Source organism: Corynebacterium sp. KPL4035, from assembly GCF_037908325.1.
In the GTDB taxonomy this organism is placed as follows: Bacteria; Actinomycetota; Actinomycetes; order Mycobacteriales; family Mycobacteriaceae; genus Corynebacterium; species Corynebacterium kefirresidentii.
In genome coordinates this window covers 21151-42368 of record NZ_JBBMGF010000003.1, presented here as the reverse complement: position 1 = coordinate 42368, position 21218 = coordinate 21151, and the positions used below count along the sequence as shown (strand labels likewise).

The 21218-nt window shown below is 59.8% G+C and carries 21 protein-coding genes and 1 pseudogene; 2 read left to right on the top strand and 20 right to left on the bottom strand.

Features of this window, described 5'->3' with window-relative positions; all coding sequences use genetic code 11:
- Positions 1–58 precede the first annotated feature (58 nt).
- The 7 genes from glmM to eccCa all read right to left on the bottom strand — a co-directional run bounded on the left by glmM (position 59) and on the right by eccCa (position 8614).
- Positions 59–1402, bottom strand: a complete 1344-nt coding sequence (gene glmM, locus WMP96_RS03770; RefSeq protein ID WP_023020606.1) for a phosphoglucosamine mutase — start codon at positions 1400–1402, stop codon at positions 59–61.
- A 189-nt stretch (positions 1403–1591) separates the two neighbouring features.
- On the bottom strand, positions 1592–2125 hold the full coding sequence (rpsI, locus tag WMP96_RS03765; protein ID WP_023020604.1) for a 30S ribosomal protein S9: 534 nt from the start codon (positions 2123–2125) through the stop codon (positions 1592–1594).
- Positions 2125–2568 carry a 50S ribosomal protein L13 gene (gene rplM / locus WMP96_RS03760; protein ID WP_023020603.1) on the bottom strand — a complete coding sequence of 148 codons (444 nt, stop codon included), beginning with the start codon at positions 2566–2568 and terminating at the stop codon, positions 2125–2127. The genes rpsI and rplM overlap by 1 nt, the downstream gene beginning before the upstream one ends.
- 402 nt (positions 2569–2970) lie before the next feature.
- Positions 2971–3258: a WXG100 family type VII secretion target gene (locus WMP96_RS03755; protein ID WP_005322746.1), complete on the bottom strand. Its 288-nt coding sequence runs from the start codon at positions 3256–3258 to the stop codon at positions 2971–2973.
- A gap of 69 nt (positions 3259–3327) precedes the next feature.
- Complete coding sequence (locus WMP96_RS03750) at positions 3328–3642, bottom strand: WXG100 family type VII secretion target (RefSeq protein ID WP_023020602.1); 315 nt, start codon at positions 3640–3642, stop codon at positions 3328–3330.
- Between the two features lie 127 nt (positions 3643–3769).
- Entirely contained in the window at positions 3770–4894 is a 1125-nt protein-coding gene (locus WMP96_RS03745) for a type VII secretion-associated protein (protein WP_301716524.1), read from the bottom strand.
- Entirely contained in the window at positions 4895–8614 is a 3720-nt protein-coding gene (eccCa, locus tag WMP96_RS03740; protein ID WP_340432181.1) for a type VII secretion protein EccCa, read from the bottom strand.
- 151 nt (positions 8615–8765) lie between these two features.
- Here eccCa and eccD point away from each other — a divergent pair, with 151 nt between their 5' ends.
- Positions 8766–10193 carry a type VII secretion integral membrane protein EccD gene (eccD, locus tag WMP96_RS03735; protein WP_301716794.1) on the top strand — a complete coding sequence of 476 codons (1428 nt, stop codon included), beginning with the start codon at positions 8766–8768 and terminating at the stop codon, positions 10191–10193.
- Between the two features lie 56 nt (positions 10194–10249).
- Positions 10250–11389 carry a S8 family serine peptidase gene (locus tag WMP96_RS03730; RefSeq protein WP_340432180.1) on the top strand — a complete coding sequence of 380 codons (1140 nt, stop codon included), beginning with the start codon at positions 10250–10252 and terminating at the stop codon, positions 11387–11389.
- Here the strand turns inward: WMP96_RS03730 and WMP96_RS03725 are convergent.
- The 13 genes and pseudogenes from WMP96_RS03725 to secY form a co-directional block, all read right to left on the bottom strand.
- Positions 11379–11678: a type VII secretion protein EccB gene (locus tag WMP96_RS03725; protein ID WP_340432245.1), complete on the bottom strand. Its 300-nt coding sequence runs from the start codon at positions 11676–11678 to the stop codon at positions 11379–11381. The genes WMP96_RS03730 and WMP96_RS03725 overlap by 11 nt on opposite strands.
- A 276-nt stretch (positions 11679–11954) precedes the next feature.
- Positions 11955–12664 (bottom strand): annotated as a pseudogene (eccB, locus tag WMP96_RS03720) (type VII secretion protein EccB); the annotation flags it as partial.
- A gap of 75 nt (positions 12665–12739) precedes the next feature.
- The gene (truA, locus tag WMP96_RS03715; RefSeq protein ID WP_436407019.1) at positions 12740–13621 is read right to left on the bottom strand and encodes a tRNA pseudouridine(38-40) synthase TruA; all 882 of its coding nucleotides are present in this window, start codon (positions 13619–13621) and stop codon (positions 12740–12742) included.
- Between the two features lie 147 nt (positions 13622–13768).
- Complete coding sequence (gene rplQ / locus WMP96_RS03710) at positions 13769–14266, bottom strand: 50S ribosomal protein L17 (RefSeq protein WP_023020595.1); 498 nt, start codon at positions 14264–14266, stop codon at positions 13769–13771.
- Between the two features lie 72 nt (positions 14267–14338).
- Complete coding sequence (locus WMP96_RS03705; protein ID WP_005322760.1) at positions 14339–15349, bottom strand: DNA-directed RNA polymerase subunit alpha; 1011 nt, start codon at positions 15347–15349, stop codon at positions 14339–14341.
- Between the two features lie 114 nt (positions 15350–15463).
- Entirely contained in the window at positions 15464–16069 is a 606-nt protein-coding gene (gene rpsD / locus WMP96_RS03700) for a 30S ribosomal protein S4 (protein WP_005322762.1), read from the bottom strand.
- A gap of 21 nt (positions 16070–16090) precedes the next feature.
- Positions 16091–16495: a 30S ribosomal protein S11 gene (gene rpsK / locus WMP96_RS03695; RefSeq protein WP_005322764.1), complete on the bottom strand. Its 405-nt coding sequence runs from the start codon at positions 16493–16495 to the stop codon at positions 16091–16093.
- A gap of 3 nt (positions 16496–16498) precedes the next feature.
- Positions 16499–16867 carry a 30S ribosomal protein S13 gene (gene rpsM / locus WMP96_RS03690; RefSeq protein WP_005322765.1) on the bottom strand — a complete coding sequence of 123 codons (369 nt, stop codon included), beginning with the start codon at positions 16865–16867 and terminating at the stop codon, positions 16499–16501.
- A 183-nt stretch (positions 16868–17050) separates the two neighbouring features.
- Positions 17051–17269 (bottom strand): translation initiation factor IF-1, encoded by a 219-nt coding sequence (infA, locus tag WMP96_RS03685; RefSeq protein ID WP_004566852.1) that lies wholly within the window; start codon positions 17267–17269, stop codon positions 17051–17053.
- 300 nt (positions 17270–17569) lie between these two features.
- On the bottom strand, positions 17570–18421 hold the full coding sequence (locus WMP96_RS03680) for a L,D-transpeptidase (protein WP_238800316.1): 852 nt from the start codon (positions 18419–18421) through the stop codon (positions 17570–17572).
- A 65-nt stretch (positions 18422–18486) separates the two neighbouring features.
- Positions 18487–19281 (bottom strand): type I methionyl aminopeptidase, encoded by a 795-nt coding sequence (map, locus tag WMP96_RS03675; RefSeq protein ID WP_340432179.1) that lies wholly within the window; start codon positions 19279–19281, stop codon positions 18487–18489.
- Between the two features lie 2 nt (positions 19282–19283).
- Positions 19284–19829 (bottom strand): adenylate kinase, encoded by a 546-nt coding sequence (locus WMP96_RS03670; RefSeq protein WP_301716781.1) that lies wholly within the window; start codon positions 19827–19829, stop codon positions 19284–19286.
- Positions 19829–21154, bottom strand: coding sequence for a preprotein translocase subunit SecY (secY, locus tag WMP96_RS03665; protein ID WP_284835566.1), 1326 nt, complete (start codon positions 21152–21154; stop codon positions 19829–19831). Before secY ends, WMP96_RS03670 begins: the two co-directional genes overlap by 1 nt.
- Between the last annotated feature and the right edge of the window lie 64 nt (positions 21155–21218).

The following is a 21218-nucleotide window of genomic DNA, read 5'->3' as shown; positions in this document are numbered from 1 at the left end:
GGGATTGCGCCAAATGGTTCCCTCGGATTATAAAAATCTTCCACACTAAGCGGTGACTCTAGACCGAAGAAACGATGGCGGAAAGCCTCCCTGCAACCTTGCGGGCCTGCTCCTTGTCCGCAGCCTCTACCATGACGCGGAAAACTTCCTCGGTGCCGGAAGGTCGCAGCAGGACGCGGCCGGTCTCGCCGAGTTCTTCCTCGGCCTGAGCGATGGCTTCTTGTACTTCGGGGGCATCCATGATGACGCCCTTATCAGAAACCGGCACGTTGATGAGCACCTGCGGTAGCACGGTCATTACCGATGCTAATTCCTTTAGGGACTTCCCGGACTTGGCCATGCGCGCCATGATAGACAGGCCGGTAAGGGTGCCGTCGCCGGTCGTGCAATCATCCGTCAACACCACGTGGCCGGACTGCTCGCCGCCCAAGGAGAAATCGCCGCGGTTGAGCTCTTCTAGAACATAGCGGTCGCCTACTGCGGTGTGACGCACCTCGATGCCTTGTTCCTGCATCGCCAGCTTCAGGCCTAGGTTGGACATCACGGTTGCTACCAAGGTGTTATAGCGCAGGTCATTATCATCCTTCATGCCCACGGCCAACAGCGCCATAATCTGGTCGCCGTCAATCACATTGCCCTCGGCGTCCACAGCCAAGCAACGGTCGGCGTCACCATCGTGGGCCAGGCCCAAATCGGCGCCATGCTCGACGACGGCCGCCTGTGCCTTTTCAATATGCGTCGAACCGCAGTCCTCATTGATATTAAAGGCGTTCGGCTCATTGTGGATAGCAATAACCTCAGCCCCGGCCGCCTCATAGGCGATGGGAGCAACCTTGGAGGCCGCACCATTGGCGGTATCTACGACCACCTTGATGCCGCTCAAATCCGTGGAGACCACTTCCTTTAAATGGTTGAGGTAGCGCTCGCGTCCGTCTGGCGCCTCCGAAATGATGCGCCCCAACTTGGTGCCAGTCGGGCCGTCTTCAGTGAGGTTTTCCATAGTGGCCTGAATCTTGTCTTCTATTTCGTCCGGTAGCTTCTTGCCGCCGGCGGAGAAGAACTTAATGCCGTTATCCGGCATAGGGTTGTGGGAGGCAGAAATCATTACGCCGAGATCCGCGCCATAATCATCCGTCAGGTAGGCAATCGCCGGGGTCGGCAACACGCCCACGCGCACCACGTCAACGCCGCGGGAGGCCAAACCGGAGGCAATCGCCGCATCCAGCATCTCGCCGGAAACGCGCGGGTCGCGACCAATAATGGCCAACGGCCGACGCTCATAGGATTCCCGCTGGGCGGTGAATACCTCCGCAGCGGCCTGGCCTAGTTGCAAGGCCAGAATCGGAGTCAGCTTCTTGTTCGCGAGGCCGCGAACGCCATCGGTTCCAAAAAGTCGAGTCATGCAGTCAATTATGCATGCCTGTGCCCAGCGATTGCATGTTGGGGCAGTTTAGGCGAAATCAAGCTTTTGGTTTATCGACAGGTTGAGCAATATTCCTTCCACCCGCGCTTCCATAAAACGACGAAAGCCGCCTCCTCCAAAAGGGAAGCAGCGGCATTCTCGGCGTTTGCGCGCGCAGTAGAAGCGAGATTAACGCTTGGAGTACTGCGGTGCGCGACGTGCCTTGTGCAGACCAGCCTTCTTACGCTCAACTGCACGAGCATCACGGGTGAGCAGACCAGCCTTCTTGAGGGCGGTGCGGTCACCTGGGTTGTAGATGTTCAGTGCACGAGCGATAGCCAGACGCAGGGCGCCAGCCTGACCGGTTGGGCCGCCGCCGTTGACGGTGACCTTGAGGTCGAACTGGTTCTCGCGCTCCAGCAGGGTAAGCGGCAACAGGATGTCCTGCTGGTGCAGCTTGTTCGGGAAGTACTCGCCGAACTCGCGGCCGTTAACCACGATCTGGCCGGAGCCAGCAACGAGGCGAACACGAGCGACGGCGCGCTTACGGCGTCCGACGGTCTGGATCGGGCCCTCGTGTACCGGAGCGGCAGCCTCAACCTCTTCGGTCTCGGCCGGTGCGATGGAATCACCGATGGTGTTGGTGAACTCTTCGGTAGCGGCGCTTGCTGCAGCGATGTCAGCAGCGTCGGCTACGTTGTTGTCGATGTTCTGCTCAGACATTACTGTGCCACCTGCTTAAACTCGAAGGTTTCCGGCTTCTGGCCGGCGTACGGGTGCTCTTCGCCTGCGAAGACGTGCAGCTTCTTGATGGAAGCGCGGGAGAGCTTGTTGTGCGGCATCATGCCGGCAACGGCTTCTTCGATAACGCGAACCGGGTTGGCGTCCAAAGACTGACCCAGGGTCATGGACTTCAGGCCGCCCGGGTAGCCGGAGTGACGGTAGCGCATCTCGCGGCCGCGCTTAACGGAAGAAACGTGGATCTTGTCAGCGTTGAGGATGATGACGTGGTCACCAGCGTCAACGTTCGGTGCGAACTGTGGCTTGTGCTTGCCGCGCAGCAGGTCTGCAACGGTGGAAGCGAGCTTGCCCAGCACCACATCAGTAGCGTCGATGACGTACCACTTGCGGGTGATGTCACCGCTCTTTGGGTGGAAAGTAGACAATTTGACTCCTTGAAAGTCTGTCTCGGAACTGCCGGCCAGCGCTAAGCATCCATCCACTCCCGTACAGCGGCCGGTGGAGACCTGCAGGGAGCGCTTCGCCAGCTGCTAGCCGACGAGCGAACACATAGGTCTCCTACCCTACTTGCTCACCTGCTCGAAAACCAAAACGCCGAAACCGGTACCTTCCGCGGCTCAAACGGAAGGTACCGGCTCGTGGGTGTGGACTAGAAAGGTACGACTTGAAAAGGTGGAAGAGAGGAAAAGAGGTATTGGTCAAAAAGTGCTCACGCTGCAATCTTTTGCCAAGACTGCGGCTGCGTCCGCCTCCTGCCACTCGGGTGTGGTCAGTGGCACCGCAGGCTCGGCCAAGACAGCCTGAAATAGTGCAGGCGGGGCGCGGATTTAACCCCAGCTTGCGGCGGCGCGACGATTAACGTCACTCATTGCATCATTGCCCTGGGAGACGGTCTTGGAGATGGTCGCGAGCACGGTATTGAGTTCCTGAGATGCCTTGTCCCACTTGGCCTGTGCCTGGTTATAAGCCACTGCGGACTCGCCCTCCCAAGTGCTCACCATCGGCTGCAGCCGCGCCTTCAGGTCTGCCAAGGTGCTGTTGATGCGACCTGAGGTGGCGTTGATATCAGCTGCGGCGGAAGAAATGGCACCGAATTCGTACTTGATCTCGGACATGTGGTGGTGGATTCCCTTCTGTGAATCTATAGGTTTTGGTCAGTGGACTAGAGAACTGTGCAGTGCGGTTTAGAGGGCGAGGCCGCCACCAACATTGGAGAATGCCTGGGCGTTTTCTGCTTCCACGTTGTCGAAGTTGTGGGCGTTGCTGCGGATATTGTCAGAGATAGAGGCCAATGCCTCGCGCAGCTGTTGTGCAGAGGTGTTGTAACGCTGCATCAGGTCATCGAAGGAGACCTGGGCTTGGCCTACCCAGCTTCCGCGCACAGAGTCGACGACTCCCTGCAGGCGGGTGAGCTCGCCTTGGACTTCATCATTGGTGTTATCGACTTTGCCGGCGGTGGCAACCATGACATCGGCTTGTGTCTTGAAAGTCTGAGACATAAGAGTGCGCCCTCCTTAGGGCGGATGAGATTGTGTATATTCCCCCGAAAAAGCATCTGTGCTTTCTCACCTTTATTGGACTGAACTTTCTGCCAAACGGTTCCCGTCTGGGACAAAGTTTTTAAGACTATTTTTTGACCAGGCTTTCCGTAGCCATGCGGCAGGCTGCCTTTTGGACAGCATTGGAATTGTGGCGGGTATGGCACCCCACAGACATCTGATGCCCACGGTCTTCCCAGGTAGTCCACTCCACCAAAGAGCCGTCCCCTGGGTCTTCGGTATAGCTCAGGCGCCCGGCCTTATCGGTAGCATCGCGTAGCGCCGGGTCTTCGTCGACCTGCGCGCGGATTTCTTTAAAAAGTGCATCCGCCGGAACGTTAAACATTTCATCCGCCGCCAATAGGATACGCAGGTTCGGATCCTCCCCGGTGGCGGTAACCAACCCATCTTCTACCTTGGTATGAAACCCGGTGGGAACGACCACAGACATTCCCTCAATATCTAAGCGCTTTTCTCCCGGATGTAATTCATCACCACCCGGTTCTGCAGCACCCGTGGCACCAGACTCTGGCGAGTTGGGTACGGATTCCACCGCGGTATCGCGGCTCGGCTCTGCAGCGCGTGGTTGTGGGCGGGAATCACCTGAGGCGGCATCACTGTCTGCTGAATCTCGTGCGCCGATAGCCCACCAGGAAGCTCCGGCAACGGCAATACTGACCACTGCAATTGCGAGGTGGAAGATATCAATAGCCCCGAGCCAACCGCGCAGCCGGTCGGACCAGCTTGGTGTTACTGGCTCATCATAGGCTGGCGCTTCCATCACTCTGGTGGGAGAAGCTGGTTCCGCAATCTCCGTAGCCGGATGAGTAGGGGTTCCAAATGAGGTTGACGTAGCTAACGAGGAGATAGCTGGTTCTGGGTCAATGAGCCGCACCCCGGTGACTTCCAATTGCCGGCTGACGATGGTGGTGGCTTCCTGCGCAATGTCCGTGCCGGACGAGTCTGCCACCACGCAAGCTTCCACGTCGGGCCAGGACGGTCCGGCCAACTTTGAAATCTGATCCATGACCTGGCCCAAAGCCCAACCTTCCACGATGCCGGTACCCGGCAGGTCGTAGCGGTATACCGAATCAGGCCCTTCAAAAATGGTGACCGCGTCCAGGATCGTGACGGTAATTGGTACGGCGTTAGTCTCCCCACCGTCAGTGATTGGGGCGTCGGTGTGCGAATTCGCGCTGAGGTTGGTGGTCATTTACTTCTCTCCTTCTGGGTACACCACTTGGGCGACACCAAGGTTTTCACCGCGGATGCTCCACTGACCGCGACCGGGTGGTTGTTGGCTGGGTTTAAGGCCAAAGATGGTGCCTTCGTCCCGGTCGGCGTCGAAAAGCAGCAACGCTGGTTGAAGATCGCGCACTGCAGAGAAGAATTGGCCGAAAAGGGCGCGGCCAATGCCACCAGACTTGCGAGCGACGATGAGATGCAAGCCAATGTCGCGGGCGTGCGGGAGTAGCTCCAGGAGCGGTGAAAGGGCAATATCGCTCAGCAGGTCCGCATCGTCGATGACTAAGTAGATATCTGGGCCCTCCCACCAGTCTCGTGCGGCGAGCTGCGCTGGGGTAATATCCGGGCCCGGCAGGCGGGATTCCAGTGTCCGGACAGTATCGAGAATGGTCTCTTGTGCACTTGTCTGCGTTGCGGCATAAGCGGCAACCATGTCTTGGTTCAAGGTTCCTAAGTGAGCCCGCCGCTGGTCGATGACCACAAGGCGAGCGTCTTCCCGCGCGAAGGCGCTGATGCCGCGCATTATCTGCGCCAAGAAGGTGGACTTGCCGCAACCCTGCGCTCCTATGGCCACTAGATGCGGCTCGCGCGATGGATTCCACGTCAGCGGATCGAGATCCCGTCCGCCGATACCCCAGGCGATCTCGCCGTCGGGAACGTTCCCTTGAGTAGCAAGGGCAGACGGGGTGAGTACCGCGGGCAGCATCTTGAGTTGCGGAACTGGATCGGCTGCGGCATGAACGCGGCAAATGTGGGCGATGTCCTGGTTTGATGTGCGAGCCAAAAGCAAATTCTCTCCGGCCAAGGTAAGCCCGCGGCCCGGCGCGCTGGGTAGCTTCTGCTGCAACTTGCGGTCAATTAGCGAATCCAAGGACTCACCAAGACGCAGCTCAAGTCGGTTGGCTATGAGATCGCGAATGGCGGGGCGCATCGTGGTCCACCGCGAGGTGGCAATGATGACATGTACGTGGGCAGAGGCGCCATCGGCGACGATCTCTGTAACTTTCTCCGCTATGTCTTCAAACTCTGCATTGGAGGTGCCAATGTGGTGCCAGCCATCGATAACGAGGAAGGTTGCGCACTGTTCCGGGCGGCGAATAAAGCCGGCTACTTCGTCCACGATTCGCCGCACCTTTTCCCCTTCATCTCGCCCAGCAACTCCGGCAACGTGGGGAAGTCTCTCCAAAGACGCTAGCTGACCGCCACCCAAATCGATGACGTAGAAGCGTGCCGCCTTGGGGCTATGCCGTAGCGCCAGAGCCGAGACGATGGTGCGCAGCGCACTTGATTTTCCTGACTGCGGGCCGCCGCATAGGGCCATGTGCCCGCCGTGCTGGTGGAAATCAATTATCAGTTCATCTTGACGTTGATAATACGGCCTATCGATAATGCCGACGGGAGCCAGCAGCGTCCCGTTACCTGCAACAAACGACGAGGCGCCCACGTCCGCTCCGCTAGACAGTCCGGGTAATGCAGATAGCTCAATGACCGGTGGTAGCGGCGGCAGCCAGATACGGTGCGCCGATTGATCACGCAATCGGGCTTCTTCTGCCGCGGCACGCACGACCTCGCTAAGCACAGTGGTGGTGTCATCGAGAACAACCACAGGGCTAGTGCTTTCTTCCTCCTCTGCCCAACCTCGAAAGAACTGCACGCGGCCGCGGGCTGCGGCGGGTCCGTCCCCATGAGCTTCAGCTATCGCCCGGCGCGGCACGGGCCCAGAAACATAGGAGGCTTGGAAACGAATCAACGCCTCGGCATCAGACTTGAGGTAGCCCGCGCCGGGTTGGCCGGGCAAATGGTAGGCATCGGTCACGCCCAATACTTGACGGGATTCCGCCGAAGAGAAGGTTTTTAGCCCGATTCGGTAGGACAGGTGGGAATCCAGCCCCCGCAACCGGCCTTCTTCAAGTCTTTGAGAGGCTAAAAGCAGGTGCACGTGGAGACTGCGCCCCAAGCGGCCAACGGCAACGAAAAGTTCCGCAAAATCAGGGTGCTGGCCCAAAAGCTCCGAGAACTCGTCAACAACAATGACCAAGGCGGGCAGTGGCCCGTGCTCGCGTACTGCGGCGGCGGAGGCGTTGTACTCGCTGACGTTGGCGAAGTTTCCGGCGGTGCGCAACAACTCCTGGCGGCGGTTCATCTCGCCGGAGATGGCATCGTACATGCGCTCTACCAGCGTAGATTCCTCTTCCAAGTTAGTAATCACCGCAGAGGTATGCGGCAGGTGGTCACATCCTAAGAAAGTAGCACCGCCTTTAAAATCCACCAGTACGAGGTTCAGCTCGTCCGGGCTATGGGTAGCCGCAAGCGCGGTGACGAGGGTGCGTAGGAGCTCTGACTTGCCGCTGCCGGTAGCCCCAATGCACAAGCCATGCGGGCCCATGCCGCCGTGCGCAGATTCCTTAAGATCCACCGTGACGGGTTGGCCGACCGTATCGATGCCGATGGGCACCATGAGGCGCGCCGAGCCTTCTCGGCCATGCCACATGCCGCTGGCCGCTAGCTCCTCCACATCGCGATAGCCTAAAAGGCCCATGAGGTCACTTCCATGGCGGCCAGAGGTGCTATCGGGCCGGCGAAAGGAAGCCATGCTGCGCGCAAGCAATGTCGCAGCGGCCACGCTCATTCCATCGGGAGCCCCTAGTTCTTCCACCCCGGCTGCGGTGACTACCTGCAAGTGGTCCCCTGCCACCAGGCTTAGGCCTTCGTGCTCGGCACGTACCCCCAGCGCCGAAGACGGCGCCCCTGCGACCTCGATGATGGTGGTGTAGGAATCATCGTGGAAAAAATCCTCGGTTCCCGTTGTCAGCACGCCGTCGACAATGAGAATGCGAAAGCGTGCCTTCTCCGGCGTGCGAGCGTGGGGCAGCCACTTTAGCCATTCCCACTGCCCACCACGAGCTTCAATGCCGCAAGCTTCTGGGCCATGCGCCAATGCCATCTGGAGGACCATAGCGCGCACCATATCGCGGGCGGGATCCGCAGGCTCTTCACCTCGCGTCGACGCCGTACCGGAAACAGAAAGAAAGCGAAAAGCCTGCAATTGAATAACCACCGGCATATCGGGCACGGTACCCACCGCTTTGATGGTCTGGCGCATGCTCACTGCGCACACTGGGTCTAAGTCCTCGGTGGCTCCAGAATCCGGCACGTTGATGGGAGTGCACAGCGTGGTAGGCCCAGTTCCTACGCGTACCTCGAGGGCGTCTGAGTCATCGGGGCCGCGCTCCCACATGCGACGCGAGCCTATCAGTGCACTTAGCTCTTCCGGTGCGGGGTGGCGATAGTTCTCATGTGCGCGCTGCGCAGAAGCGTTGCATAGGGCCTTTTCCCGTAAGGCTTTGATGTGGCGCAGGTAGGTGCGTCGGGTTTCATCAGGATCCTGCCCGCTGTTATTGGGCCCAAACATCATGGCCATGCTCGCCAGCATCATCAGCGGAAACATCAAGGCCATCGGGCTTATCTGCCGGGAATCTCCCGCACCAAGCACCATAAGGGCGACCATGCCAAGCATCGCCGCAATCATCACCACCGGAAGAAGCAGCCGCACCAGCGGTACCGGTTGTGGGCGTACTGCCTCTGGGACCTCCTCGGCCTCAATGCTCCCGGCAGGCAGCGGCGGTGCAGCATCCCGCAATGGCATGGTCAACGGCTCAATTACACGGGTATCCCCGATCCCAAGCATGCTTAGGTAACCTCCCCCGAGCCACGCGCCAGCGCCCTTAGCCCCCTGCCAAGATTCCCCGCGCTGCGGTGGACACGTCGCCACTAGTAAGCCACAATATGTGGCATTGGGCAAGGGGGACGCCCACAATCCATTGACTTTCGGGGGAATAATGACTACTGCTACAGCGCACCACCTGCGCCTTACCATCCGCATTCACGCCGGTACATTCCACAAAGAGGCGGACGTGGCACTACCGTTGAGTTCCAGCGTGGGCGAGCTTTTGGCTGAAATCACGGACTTAGTGGATGCGCCCACGATTTCCGAGCCCTGGCGCGCCAGTACTGTTTCTGGCCGCGCTATCGATCTCACCGCCCCGCTGGCCGCCACTCCACTTACCGAAGGCGCCATCCTGGTTATTAGTCCGCGCGAGCGCCGCCCTGCGCCGGTGATTCGAGATGCAGCAGAATCGCTTGCCGCCGCGGCCGAGGAGGATACTACCGCTGCCCTTCCTGTTGTTTGGGCGTGGGGAGGGCTACTTGCCGCCTTCGCTTTGCTCTGGGTTAGCACCCTTCCCCTTACGGCGTGGGCGGCGCTGGCCGCAGGAGCGCTTTTGCTCGCCCTGTGGATCCGTGTCCTGTCGCTGGTGCACCTTAGCTTGGTGGCCAGCATGGCGTGCGGCTGGGTGATAATTTCGCCCTCGCTGGATGAGGCGCCGTTTGCCGCATTTACCGCCTGTTTCACCCTGCTCATCGTGCTACTTGCTTGCCACGTCACCGGGTTAAGCACGGTTCGCACCAGCTCTGCGGCACTCACTGTCTCGGCTCTCATCTTCATCGCGGCATTGGGGTATCTGCTGCCCGGACCAAGGGCAGGGCTACACGCCAGCCACGGTACGGCGGCCGCTGCCTGTGTCATCATCGCCGGCATTATTATGCTGGCCACTGCCCCTGCATTGAGCATTGCTACTGCTGGCCTCGAGGTTCCGCAGCTGCCCACGGCCGGCCAAGATCTTGCGGTATCCGATGCTAGCCAGCCGGATGTCGATAGCCGCGCGTGCCGCGCCAGCAGCGCCTACGAGGGAATGTGCTGCGGCCTGTCACTCTGTCTTATTCCGGCGCTCATCGCTCTCTCGTTTACAGGCAGTGGTCCGGCTCTATCACCGACCCATGGCGCGCCTGATTCTCTCACCGAGTACATTTCGGTGCTTTTTGGAACAGAGGGCTCCGGCGCGGGCTTCGTCCAAGCACTCTGTGTTACTTCCGCGGGTGCCGTAATGATGCACGCCTCCCGGCACGGTCGTGCGCTAGCCAGTTGGGCACTCATGGTTTTGGCAATTGCCGCGTGCCTGGCTACTTGTCTCTGTGCCACCCACGCGATAGTAGATTCCGGGCTTGCACATGCTTGGGCACCGGCCTTGATTTCCAGTCTCGTTCTCATCGCTATGATTAGCGCCCCGCTGTGGGCGTCCAAGGTGGCGGGGCTAGAGCCCACCACCATCGCTTGGTTTGAGCGCATCGAGTCCCTAGCTATTGCCGCCAGCTTGCCACTCGCCGCCCACCTAACCGGCGTTTTCATGCTCATCAGGGGTATCGGATGATGCGCAGTCTACCTACTACATTGTGGATAAGCCCGGCGCTTCTTGCTTGCGTAGCTGTGGCAATACTTCCCGTTACCTTAGGTGCTGCGGCATTAGTAACCGCTCCCGATGCGACCGCGCGTGAACCGGACCGCGAATGCGCAATCGCGCATTCCTCACCGCTTTCGCCCCAACCTAGCGAGGATCAGCTCAACTACCGCGCCCGTCTGCACTCCTTTGCCACCGGGGAGGGCGTAAAGGTTGCCGTTATCGATACCGGCGTGGCTACCCACGATCAGCTGCGGCACCTCAGCGGTGGCGCGGACCTTATCGCGCCGGAGGAACCGGAGCCGCACCGCGACTGCGACCTGCACGGCACCGTCGTAGCCGGTATCATCGCCGGCCACGATATCGGTATCGCGCCACGGGCGGAAATCTACGCTGTGCGCCAAACCAGCGCGCATTATCGCCAAGAGCGAGAAGACAATACCACCGGCTCGCTAGATACCTTGGCCCAAGCGATTGATGACGCCGCCGATGCCGGCGCCCGCATCATCAATATCTCCGTTGTTTCTTGCGTCCCGCCGGATGTGGCCGCCCAGGTGGATACTTCCCGGTTGGACGGTGCTTTAGCACATGCGGAAGAATCTGGATCCGTGGTAATTGCCGCATCCGGCAACGCTTCTTCCGGTAGCTGCGAGATGGGTGACCGAGTATTTCCAGCGGATTCGCCCACAGTGCTCTCAGTAAGCGCCCAAGCGGATTCGCACGAGCTCGCTGACTACTCTCTGACTTCGGCGGATGGCCCACAACTGGCCGCGCAAGGATTTGTACCACTCGCGCTCAATCCCGCCGGCGGATGGGCCGACGGCAAAGAGGGTACGGGCGGCACGTCACAATTTCACGGCACCTCCTTTGCCGCGCCGGTAGTCAGCGGCACGGCGGCCCTACTGGCGCAGCGTTTCCCCGATGACAGCCCGGCCGCCCTGCGTAAACGCTTAGAAGACGCCGCGGAGCCGGGACACGGATTCGTCGACCCGCTCACGGTGCTCACCCACGTGGAATCATCCACGCTCGGAGATACCCGAGCAATGGCTATCCGCCCCGCCGAAAAGAGCACATCACGCGCACCTATGCACAGTGCATGGGTACTCGGCGGGTTGGCGTTGGCGCTAGCCGCGTGGGCAACGTGGCGCGGGCTGTGGTCTAAGAGCTGACCTGCAGCGCCTGCTCCCGGCTAAGCGCCGAGCCTTCCGGCAGCAAACGCAGAATCTCCCAGGGCACCCGCGCGCCTACACCAGTGCCCAGCGCCTCTAAGGTCTCTTTATCCTTGACCTCGTGCCGCTGACCCGTCGGTGCAACCACGTGGTAGCCATGACCGCTATCTACTCCTACGCCTCCGCCGTTGAGACCACCAAAGCGCTGCGCCACCGTCTCACCAGCCAAGGCTACGGTACCCGCTTGGGCAGGTACCACTTCCCCGCCGCCCTCATTACTCGCACACATCCAACCATCGTCTGGGCTCACAAAGCGGAAAGTGGTGGAGGGAAGGTTGAGGTTTAAGGGGACGTCGGCAAGCGCAGCAATCTCCTGGGCCGTGGATGTCGCCGTCTTGGCGCCTAATCCAATAAGCATCTGCGCCTGCGTGGGCGTAAGCTCGGCGACGCCATCGGGTGTGCGCGCCCATAGGCCCTGGCCTGTGTCTACGACCTCCGGCGGCTGCGCCGGAAAATTCAGCGGAGGCAACTCCGCAAAAGCATTGAGCAGCTCAGGCGGCATGGGCCAGGCGTGGGTGCCGTCGTCCACACCAATCGCGCGACGCACCACACGCCCCTGGGTGCTAGAGGGATCAGGCAACGCCACCCGGCCGTCCTGAGTAATAAGCCACTGCGTGCCTTCGGTCTCCACCAATGCGGCGCGCTCCGGCCCCAGGCCTTCCTGGTCGGGCTCGGCAAGCACGATGACCTCTTGTGCAGCAACCTGGTGGCCGCCGATGCTAGTCGGGTTTTCCGCCCCTGAGGACTCCTCTTTACCTGCCAAACAGGCCGCCCAGCGCTGCTGCGGAGTCTCGCTGGCAGCCGCAAGGTACCCCGGGGCATCCGCGATCCCTACCGGGACCCCAGAAGCGCGTCGTGCAGGTGTTCATCCCCTATCGCCTGAGCCTCGGCAGCCTGACCAGCGATAATGCGCGCAGACGCCAGGTTAAAGACTGGGTGGTAGGTATCATTGACATCCACAAATAGCTGGCCCTGCTCCGAGCGCACTATGGGCGCATCGCCCGGTTGCGGGCTCGGTTGCAGCCATGCGAGCATGCCAGAGCCCACCGCGAGGAAGGCTATGCCCACTCCGCCGAAAAGCAGGGCCTTGCGCCGCCTTGCCAAAGGATCATGAATCATCCTGATATCGCCCAATACGAGCCCGTGCTCGACGCGGCGGCGCAGAAATTTATGCCCCGAAACTTGGGCCTTAGTAGTAGGCAGCGGACGTGCCATGATTTTCCCCCGAAAAGTCTGTGTACACCCAGCACACAGGCTATCCCAGGTGGGCTCCCACCGCCACCTGGAAAGCTAGTCGGCGCTGCGCCGTTCCCGAGTAGCCTCGGCGCGGGCGGCCATCTGATCCGCCGCCGGGTAATCTACGGCCACCAGAGAAAGCCCTTTCGCCGGAGCCACGGGGATGCTGGAGGAGCGTTTGGTCTCGTGGAGCAGCGCTGCGGCGAAGTCGGCATCGCGGCGCCCCTCCCCTACACGCAGGCAGCACCCCACCAAGGACCTAACCATCGACCAGCAAAACGCATCGGCGCTCACGCGCGCCTCGAAGAGCTCTGGTTCCTCAGGCGTTGAAATATCCCGCCAGGAGAACTCTTGCAGCTCACGAATGGTCGTGGCATTCGGCTTAGCTTTGCAGAAGGCCGCGAAGTCATGCAGGCCTACCAACGCGGTGGCGGCCTCCTGCATGGCATCGATATCCACTGGCTTTATCCACTCGGCGGTATCCCGCGCACGCGTCGGCAAAGCGCCCCGCGCGCTGGTAGTAATCCGGTATACATAATGCCTGCGCAACGCCGAGAAACGCGCATCAAAGCCCGCGGGCGCAAACTCGCAGCTATGTACCCGCACGTCTTCAGGCAAAAGCTTTGCTAACCGACGCACCAGCTTCCCCGGTTCCCCCGCCACTGAGCGCTGCTCCAGCATCTCTTTGGGAACGTCCACGTGGGCAACCTGGCCACGCGCATGGACCCCGGCGTCCGTCCGGCCGGCGACCGTTAGCGGTACCTTTGCGCGGGCAATCATCGCGAGTGTTTCTTCCAGCACGCCTTGCACGGTGCGCAGACCGCCTTTTTGCTTCGCCCAGCCGTGGAAATCCGTTCCGTCATAGGCCAAGTCCAAGCGCAGGCGCACGAACCCGTCTGCCGGCCCTTCTGCGGTGGTAGATGCTGCAACAGTCATGGTGGGACTCATGCTACCGGAGGCACTTTCCTCGACCAGAGCCGGGCCCAGCTCCCCGTGCACCGTTCGGAAGAGTCCAGAAATAAAAAGCCGCCGCCCTCCCACAAGTGGGAAAGGCGGCGGCAAAGCGCTAAGGCCGAAGGGGAACTACTTCTCCTCGGACTCCTCAGCTGCGGTCTCCTCAGCAGGTGCCTCGGTTTCTGCAGCCTCGTCTGCCTTAGCTTCCTCAGCCTCGGCGGCCTTAGAAGCGGCAGCGCGGGTAGCGCGGTTAGCCTCGGAGGTCACGGTCTCCTCAAGAACGAGGGAGATCTGGGACATCGGGGCATTGTCACCGGTGCGGTTGTCCAGCTTGATGGTGCGGGTGTAGCCACCCTCACGGTTCTCAAACTTCGGTGCGACCTCGTCGAACAGGTAGGAAACGACATCCTTGCGTGGGATGAGCTTCAGCACTGCGCGGCGGTCAGCAACGGTGCCGGACTTAGCCTTGGTGATGATCTTTTCGATGTACGGGCGAAGAACCTTCGCCTTAGCATCGGTGGTCTTGATAGCGCCGTGCTCGATCAGGCTGGCTGCCAGGTTGCTCAGCATGTGAGCCTGCTGCTTGGCGGAGCCGCCGAGACGGGCACCCTTCTTAGGGGTTGGCATTGTGTACTCCTCGTATGCGGTAAAAGTTGAGCGCGCGGCAATTAGGTAATTGCCGCAAGTCAGCGGGGTTCTTTACTCGGAATCCTCAGCAGCCGGGTCCTTGAAGTCACCGGTTTCTGCGTCGTAGCCCTCGAGCTGGGTCGGGTCAAAGTCCTCAGGGGTGTCCTTGAGAGCCAGGCCCAGGTTAGCCAGCTTGATCTTTACCTCATTGATCGACTTCTGGCCGAAGTTGCGGATATCCAGCAGGTCGGACTCGGTGCATTCAGCGAGCTCGCCCACGGTGTGGATCTCCTGACGCTTCAGGCAGTTATAAGAGCGGACGGAGAAGTTCAGGTCCTCGATCGGCATGCCATAAGCAGCGATGTACTCGGTCTCCTGCGGGGAGGGTCCGATCTCGATGCCTTCGGCAGCGTTGTTCAGCTCGCGAGCCAAGCCGAAAAGCTCAACCAGGGTGCCACCGGCGGAAGCCAGTGCATCGCGTGCGGAGATCGAGTTCTTGGTTTCGACGTCGATGGTCAGCTTGTCAAAGTCGGTGCGCTGCTCAACACGAGTTGCCTCGACCTTATAAGAGACCTTCAGAACCGGGGAGTAAATCTGGTCGACCGGGATACGGCCGATCTCACCGGAGGTAGGAGCGGCTGGGACGTAACCACGGCCGCGCTCGACGACGAGCTCAATGTCCAGCTTGGCGGTGTCATTCAGGGAAGCGATGTGCAGATCCGGGTTGTGGATCTCCACGCCAGCCGGCGGCTGGATATCGCCCGCGGTGACATCGCCCGGGCCCTCCTTGCTCAGGTACATAACTACCGGCTCATCAGAGTCGGAAGAAAGCACCATGCTCTTGATGTTCAAGATGATCTCAGAAACGTCTTCTTTCACACCGTTGATGGTGGTGAACTCGTGGAGAACACCATCGATCTTGATGGAGGTTACTGCTGCACCCGGAATGGAAGACAGCAGGGTACGACGCAGCGAGTTACCGAGGGTGTAGCCAAAGCCCGGCTCGAGCGGTTCGATGACGAACTTGGAACGAGACGAGTCGATGAATTCCTCGGTGAGTTGAGGACGCTGGGAAATGAGCATTGCAATTCTCCTTTTCGGCGACCGCTATTTGACGCCGGTAGAGGGGTAAAAATCTTCGGGTTCGAAGATTCCTGGTTCTCCGCCAGGCCATTAAAGGCCTCGCGGAATAACAGTTTACTTCGAGTAAAGCTCGACGATGAGCTGCTCCTGCAGCGGAATGTCGATCTGAGCGCGCTCGGGCAGCTGGTGCACGAGGATGCGCAGGGTATCAGGAACAACCTGCAGCCATGCCGGTACGTTGGCATCGATGAGGGCGTCCTGAGCATCTTCGAACCATTCCATCTTCTTGGAGCGGTCACGGACATCGATGATGTCGTACTGGGTGACCTTGTAGGAAGGAACGTTGATGTTCTTGCCGTTCACGGTGAAGTGACCGTGGGAGACAAGCTGGCGAGCCTGGCGGCGGGTGCGTGCCAGACCTGCACGGTAAACTACGTTGTCCAGGCGGGACTCGAGCAGGATAACCAGGTTATCGCCGGTCTTGCCCGGGAGGCGGTTAGCCTCTGCGTAGTAGCGACGGAACTGACGCTCCAGCACACCGTAGGTGTACTTTGCCTTCTGCTTCTCCTGGAGCTGCAGCAGGTACTCAGATTCCTTGATGCGGTTGCGGCCAGCCTGTCCCGGTGGGTACGGGCGGCGCTCGAATGCCATATCTCCGCCGACCAAGTCGACGCGAAGACGGCGGGATACGCGGGTAGCGGGGCCAGTGTAACGAGCCATTTTCTTACCTCTTCCTTTCCCTTAAACCTTGCGGCGCTTGGTCGGACGGCAGCCGTTGTGCGGCTGTGGGGTGGCATCCGTGATCGAGGAAACCTCGAGGCCTGCGGCCTGCAGGGAACGGATGGCGGTCTCACGGCCGGAGCCCGGACCCTTGACGAATACGTCAACCTTCTTCATGCCGTGATCCATTGCCTTGCGTGCAGCGTTCTCAGCTGCCATCTGAGCGGCGAACGGAGTGGACTTACGGGAACCCTTGAAGCCAACGTGGCCGGAGGATGCCCAGGAAATAACAGCACCGGTCTGATCGGTGATCGAGACGATGGTGTTATTGAAGGTGGACTTGATATATGCGTGGCCGAGAGCCACATTCTTCTTTACGACGCGACGGCCGGAACGGCGCGCGCCGGAACGAGTCTTTGGAGGCATGAATTACTTCTTCTTTCCTGCGATCGTCTTCTTCGGACCCTTACGAGTGCGCGCATTGGTCTTGGTGCGCTGGCCACGTACAGGCAGGCCACGACGGTGGCGCAGACCCTTGTAGCTACCGATTTCAATCTTGCGGCGGATATCAGCCTGAACCTGACGGCGGAGGTCACCCTCAACCTTCCAGGTAGCCTCAATTGCGTCACGGAGCGCCGACAGCTGGTCATCATCCAGGTTGTCAGTGCGCAGGTCAGGAGAAATGCCAGTCTTTTCTAGCAGTTCCTTGGCACGGGTTGGACCGATGCCGTAGATGTAGGTGAGAGCGACCTCCATACGCTTATTGCGTGGGAGGTCAACACCAGCTAGACGTGCCATATGGCGTGTCCTTTCGGGTTGTTACGGCGGTTTTCTCCCCATCCGTCCCACTCCATGCAACGCTTCGCCCGGACCGTGCCGGGAATCCTTGGGTTACTTACCAGTGTGGGCTCAGGCCACCGTAGCCTGAGGTGGACAGGGTGAACCTACAGGTCCACCCTTGGGTGAGGAGGCTTACAGTTTTTACTTGTAGCGGTAGACGATGCGTCCACGGGTCAGGTCATAAGGAGACAGCTCTACAACCACGCGGTCCTCTGGGAGGATGCGAATGTAGTGCTGACGCATCTTGCCAGAAATATGTGCAAGAACCTTGTGTCCATTGTCGAGCTCGACACGGAACATTGCGTTGGGCAAAGGCTCGATAATGCGGCCTTCTACCTCGATTGCGCCTTCCTTAGCCATAACCTCTACTTTTCTGGCGACGGACAAGTGCGCCGTCACCTGCATGTTTGTTGTCTACTGCGGTGGCGTATCCGCGCCAGCCTCACTGACGCTATACACCGACTTAACAGCATACGCTGCAGGGACACGTTTTCCAAACTGCTGCGCTTTCCGACGTCCCATAATGGACTTCCCCGCTGCCCTACCCTTGTGCCCACGGTCAGAGTTCTTAAGACTTGCAGATCAAAGAAATCCCCCAACACCGGCCCCCTTCTCGGGGAACCAGCGCGGGGGAATCAATAAGCGCAGTGGCGGGAGGCTTTAGTAAATGAATACCTTATCGCCGACCTGCACGTTATCCCAGTAACGCTTTGCAGCGTCCGGCGGCAGGTGTACGCAACCATTGGAGTCAACGGCCGGGTCATCCAAGTGGAAAGCGTGGCCATTGTTGGTGAAGTAGATGGAGTACGGCATCGGCGCGTTATTGAACTCGCGGGAGATTTCGTGCTCTACCTTGCGGGTGACGTGGAAGGTGCCGCGTGGGGTTTCCTGACCTTGCATGCCAGCCGACATTGCCGGGGAGACATAGGAGACCTTGCCACCGTCCTGCAGCCAGGTGCGGCGACCGTTCAAGTCAACACAAACCTTGGCGTCCGCAGGGCACGGACCACGGTCAAACTCGTTGGCGCGGCGCTGCGCTTCCGCCTTACGTGCGGCAGCCTCGGAGCGAGCCTTCTCAGCGGCAACGCGCTCGGCATTAGCGCGGGCCGCAGCCTCACGAGCCTTGCGTGCTTCCTCATTCTTCTGAGCAATCAGACCCGGGAAGAGGAATTCAACGGCGCCATCCACCGCAGTCTGAACGCTAGGAGCCAGCTCAGGAGAGAACTTCTCCGCCTGGTCCAAAATCTGGTTGCGGGTGTTCCACGCCTGCTCGCGGGTCTGGCCGTAAAAATTATCCAGCTGTGCCTTTGCATCAGCGGTGAGCCTATCTAGGCCGGACTGAGAAGAGAGCTGTGCGAGGTCAGAGTTTGCCTTGGAGCGGAGCTGATCCAGGTTAGGAACCTCCTGGGCAGTAGCGGCAGGAGCCGCAACGGTGGCACTCAAGGCCATCACGCTAGCGACTGCGGGCGCTGCGACCGTGGCACGGAACTTGCGGAAGCTGAATTTAGACATAGCTGTGAGTATAACCTTTCGGGGGGTATCTGCCTAGTACAACAGGCAATATTGGGGAATATATGTCAGTAGCGACGGGTGAGAATACGGGGACCATCGGCGGTGGCGGCCACCGTATGCTCCCAGTGGGCGGCAAAGGAACCATCGAGGGTAACGACCGTCCAGTCATCCTCCAAGACGGCGGAATCCTCTGTGCCCAAAGTTAGCATGGGTTCGATGGCCAGTACGGAACCTTCCTGAATCAGCGGGCCGCGTCCGGGCCGGCCTTCGTTAGCTAGGTAGGGATCCTCATGCATGGTGCGGCCAATTCCGTGTCCGCCGTAGCCATCGACGATAAAAAGCTCCACACCGAACTTCTCCTCGGCACGGCGGGTGGCTTGCTCTAAGGCATGGGAGACATCGGTAAGCAGATTGCCCGGAACCATAGCTTGCATGCCTTCCATAAGGACCCACTCGGTGGCCTTATTGAGGGCTTCGACATCTGGATCGAGCTTGCCCACGGCGAAGGACCATGCGCTATCGCCGACCCAGCCGTCGAGCGTGGCCCCACAATCAATGGAAACTAGGTCACCTTCGGCGAGGACGGTTTCCTGGTCTGGGATTCCGTGGACGATGACATCATTAACCGAAGCGCAAATGGAGCCCGGGAAGCCCTCGTAGCCCTTAAAAGTGGGATATGCCCCGGCATCGCGAATGGTCTGCTCGGCCACTGCATCTAGCTCGAGGGTAGATACGCCAGACGCCGCAGCAGCGCGGACTTCCTGCAGTGCCTTGCCGACGATCTCGCCGGCGGCCTGCATGGCGTCTAGCTCACCCGGGGTGCGGGCGGGGATGCGCTTACTGCGGCGTCGAAAAGCCATGCTTACTTACCCAGTGCTTCCATCGCACGGGCGTTGATTTCCTCCACGGTACCTTCGGCCTTGATGGGGATAATGGCATCGCCGTAGTGCTCAATAAGCGGGAAGGTTTCCTCACGGTACACGCCGAGACGGGTACGGATGGTTTCCTCGTTATCGTCGGCACGGCCGCGGGCCATCATGCGCTCGACAACTACGTCCTCAGATACTTCGAAGTTGAGCACGCCGTCGAGCTTTTCGCCCTTCTTGGACAGCAGCTCTTCCAGGATGTCTGCTTGCTCGGTAGTACGAGGGAAACCGTCCAGCAGGAAGCCATTCTTGGCATCGTCCTGGTTGAGGCGATCCTCGACCATACGAGCGGTGACGTCGGTAGGTACCAGCTTGCCTGCGTCGATATAAGACTTTGCTTCCACACCCAGCGGGGTGCCCTCGCCCATATTGGCGCGGAAGAGATCGCCGGTGGAGATATGCGGAACGTTCAGCTTCTCGCTGAGGATAGCTGCCTGGGTGCCCTTGCCGGCACCGGGAGGTCCTAGAAGTACAAGACGCATTACTTAAGTAGTCCTTCGTAGTTGGATTGCAGTAGCTGGGACTCGATCTGCTTGACCGTAGTCAAAGCGACAGAGACCATAATCAGGATGGCCGTACCGCCAAAGGCGGAGGTACCGCTGGCAGAAGCGCGGCCCACACCGAGATCCAAGAGGATATTCGGCAAAATGGCGATAACAGCCAAGTACAGGGCACCCACGCACAGCAGACGGTTCATCACATAACCAAGGTACTCCGCGGTCGGGCGGCCCGGGCGGATACCCGGAATGAAGCCACCATACTTCTTCATATTATCCGCCTGCTCTGCCGGATCGTACTGAACCGAAACGTAGAAATAAGCGAAGAAGATAGTCAGCACGAAGTACAGCACGATGTACTGCCAGGACGATGGCGCCTGCAGGTGTGCGATGACATTGCGCTGCCACCAGTTATCGGGGGTACCGGCGGAGCCAGAGTTCACGATCTGGGTAATGAGCACCGGCATGTAGATAAGGGAGGAGGCAAAGATGACCGGAATAACGCCGGCCTGGTTGACCTTCAGCGGCAGGTAGGTAGAGGAACCACCGTACTGACGGCGGCCAACCATGCGCTTGGCGTACTGGACCGGGATACGGCGCTGGCCCTGCTCGATGAAGGTGATGCCCACAACGAGGACAACCAAGCCAGCAACGACCATGGCAAAGACGAGTGCGCCGTTGTTCTGCATGATGCTCACGCCATCGGTAGGCAGGCGGGTAGCAATGCCGGCAAAGATGAGCAGAGACATACCGTTACCAATGCCCTTTTCGGTGATGAGCTCGCCCATCCACATCACCAGCACGGCGCCCGACGTCATGGTGATTACCAAGACGATGAGGGTAAAGAAGTTACGGTCTTCTGCCAAGACCTGTACGCCCTGGCCCAGCAGCTGCTCGCGGTCTGCCAGTGCGACGATGCCGGAGGATTGTAGCAACGCCAACGCCAAGGTCAGGTAGCGAGTGTATTGGGTCATCTTGGCCTGACCGGACTGGCCTTCCTTCTTCAATTCCTCGAAGCGGGGAATGACCACGGTCAACAGCTGCACGATAATCGAGGCCGTAATGTACGGCATGATGCCGATGGCGAAGATCGACAGCTGCAGCAACGCGCCACCCGAGAAGAGGTTAATGACGGAGTAAAGGTCTCCGGACTGCTCGGTCAGCTGGCGCAAGCGGCCAGCAATTGACGCATAGTCAACACCCGGGGACGGGATCTGTGCGCCGACGCGGTACGCAATGACCATCACGATGGTGAAGATGATCTTCTTACGTAGGTCGGCATCCTTAAAAGCCTGGATAATGGCGGACACTACAAAATCCTCCTGGCCTACCGCTGCCGAACGCGAAATCTAGGGAGGGTTTCGCGCTCATACA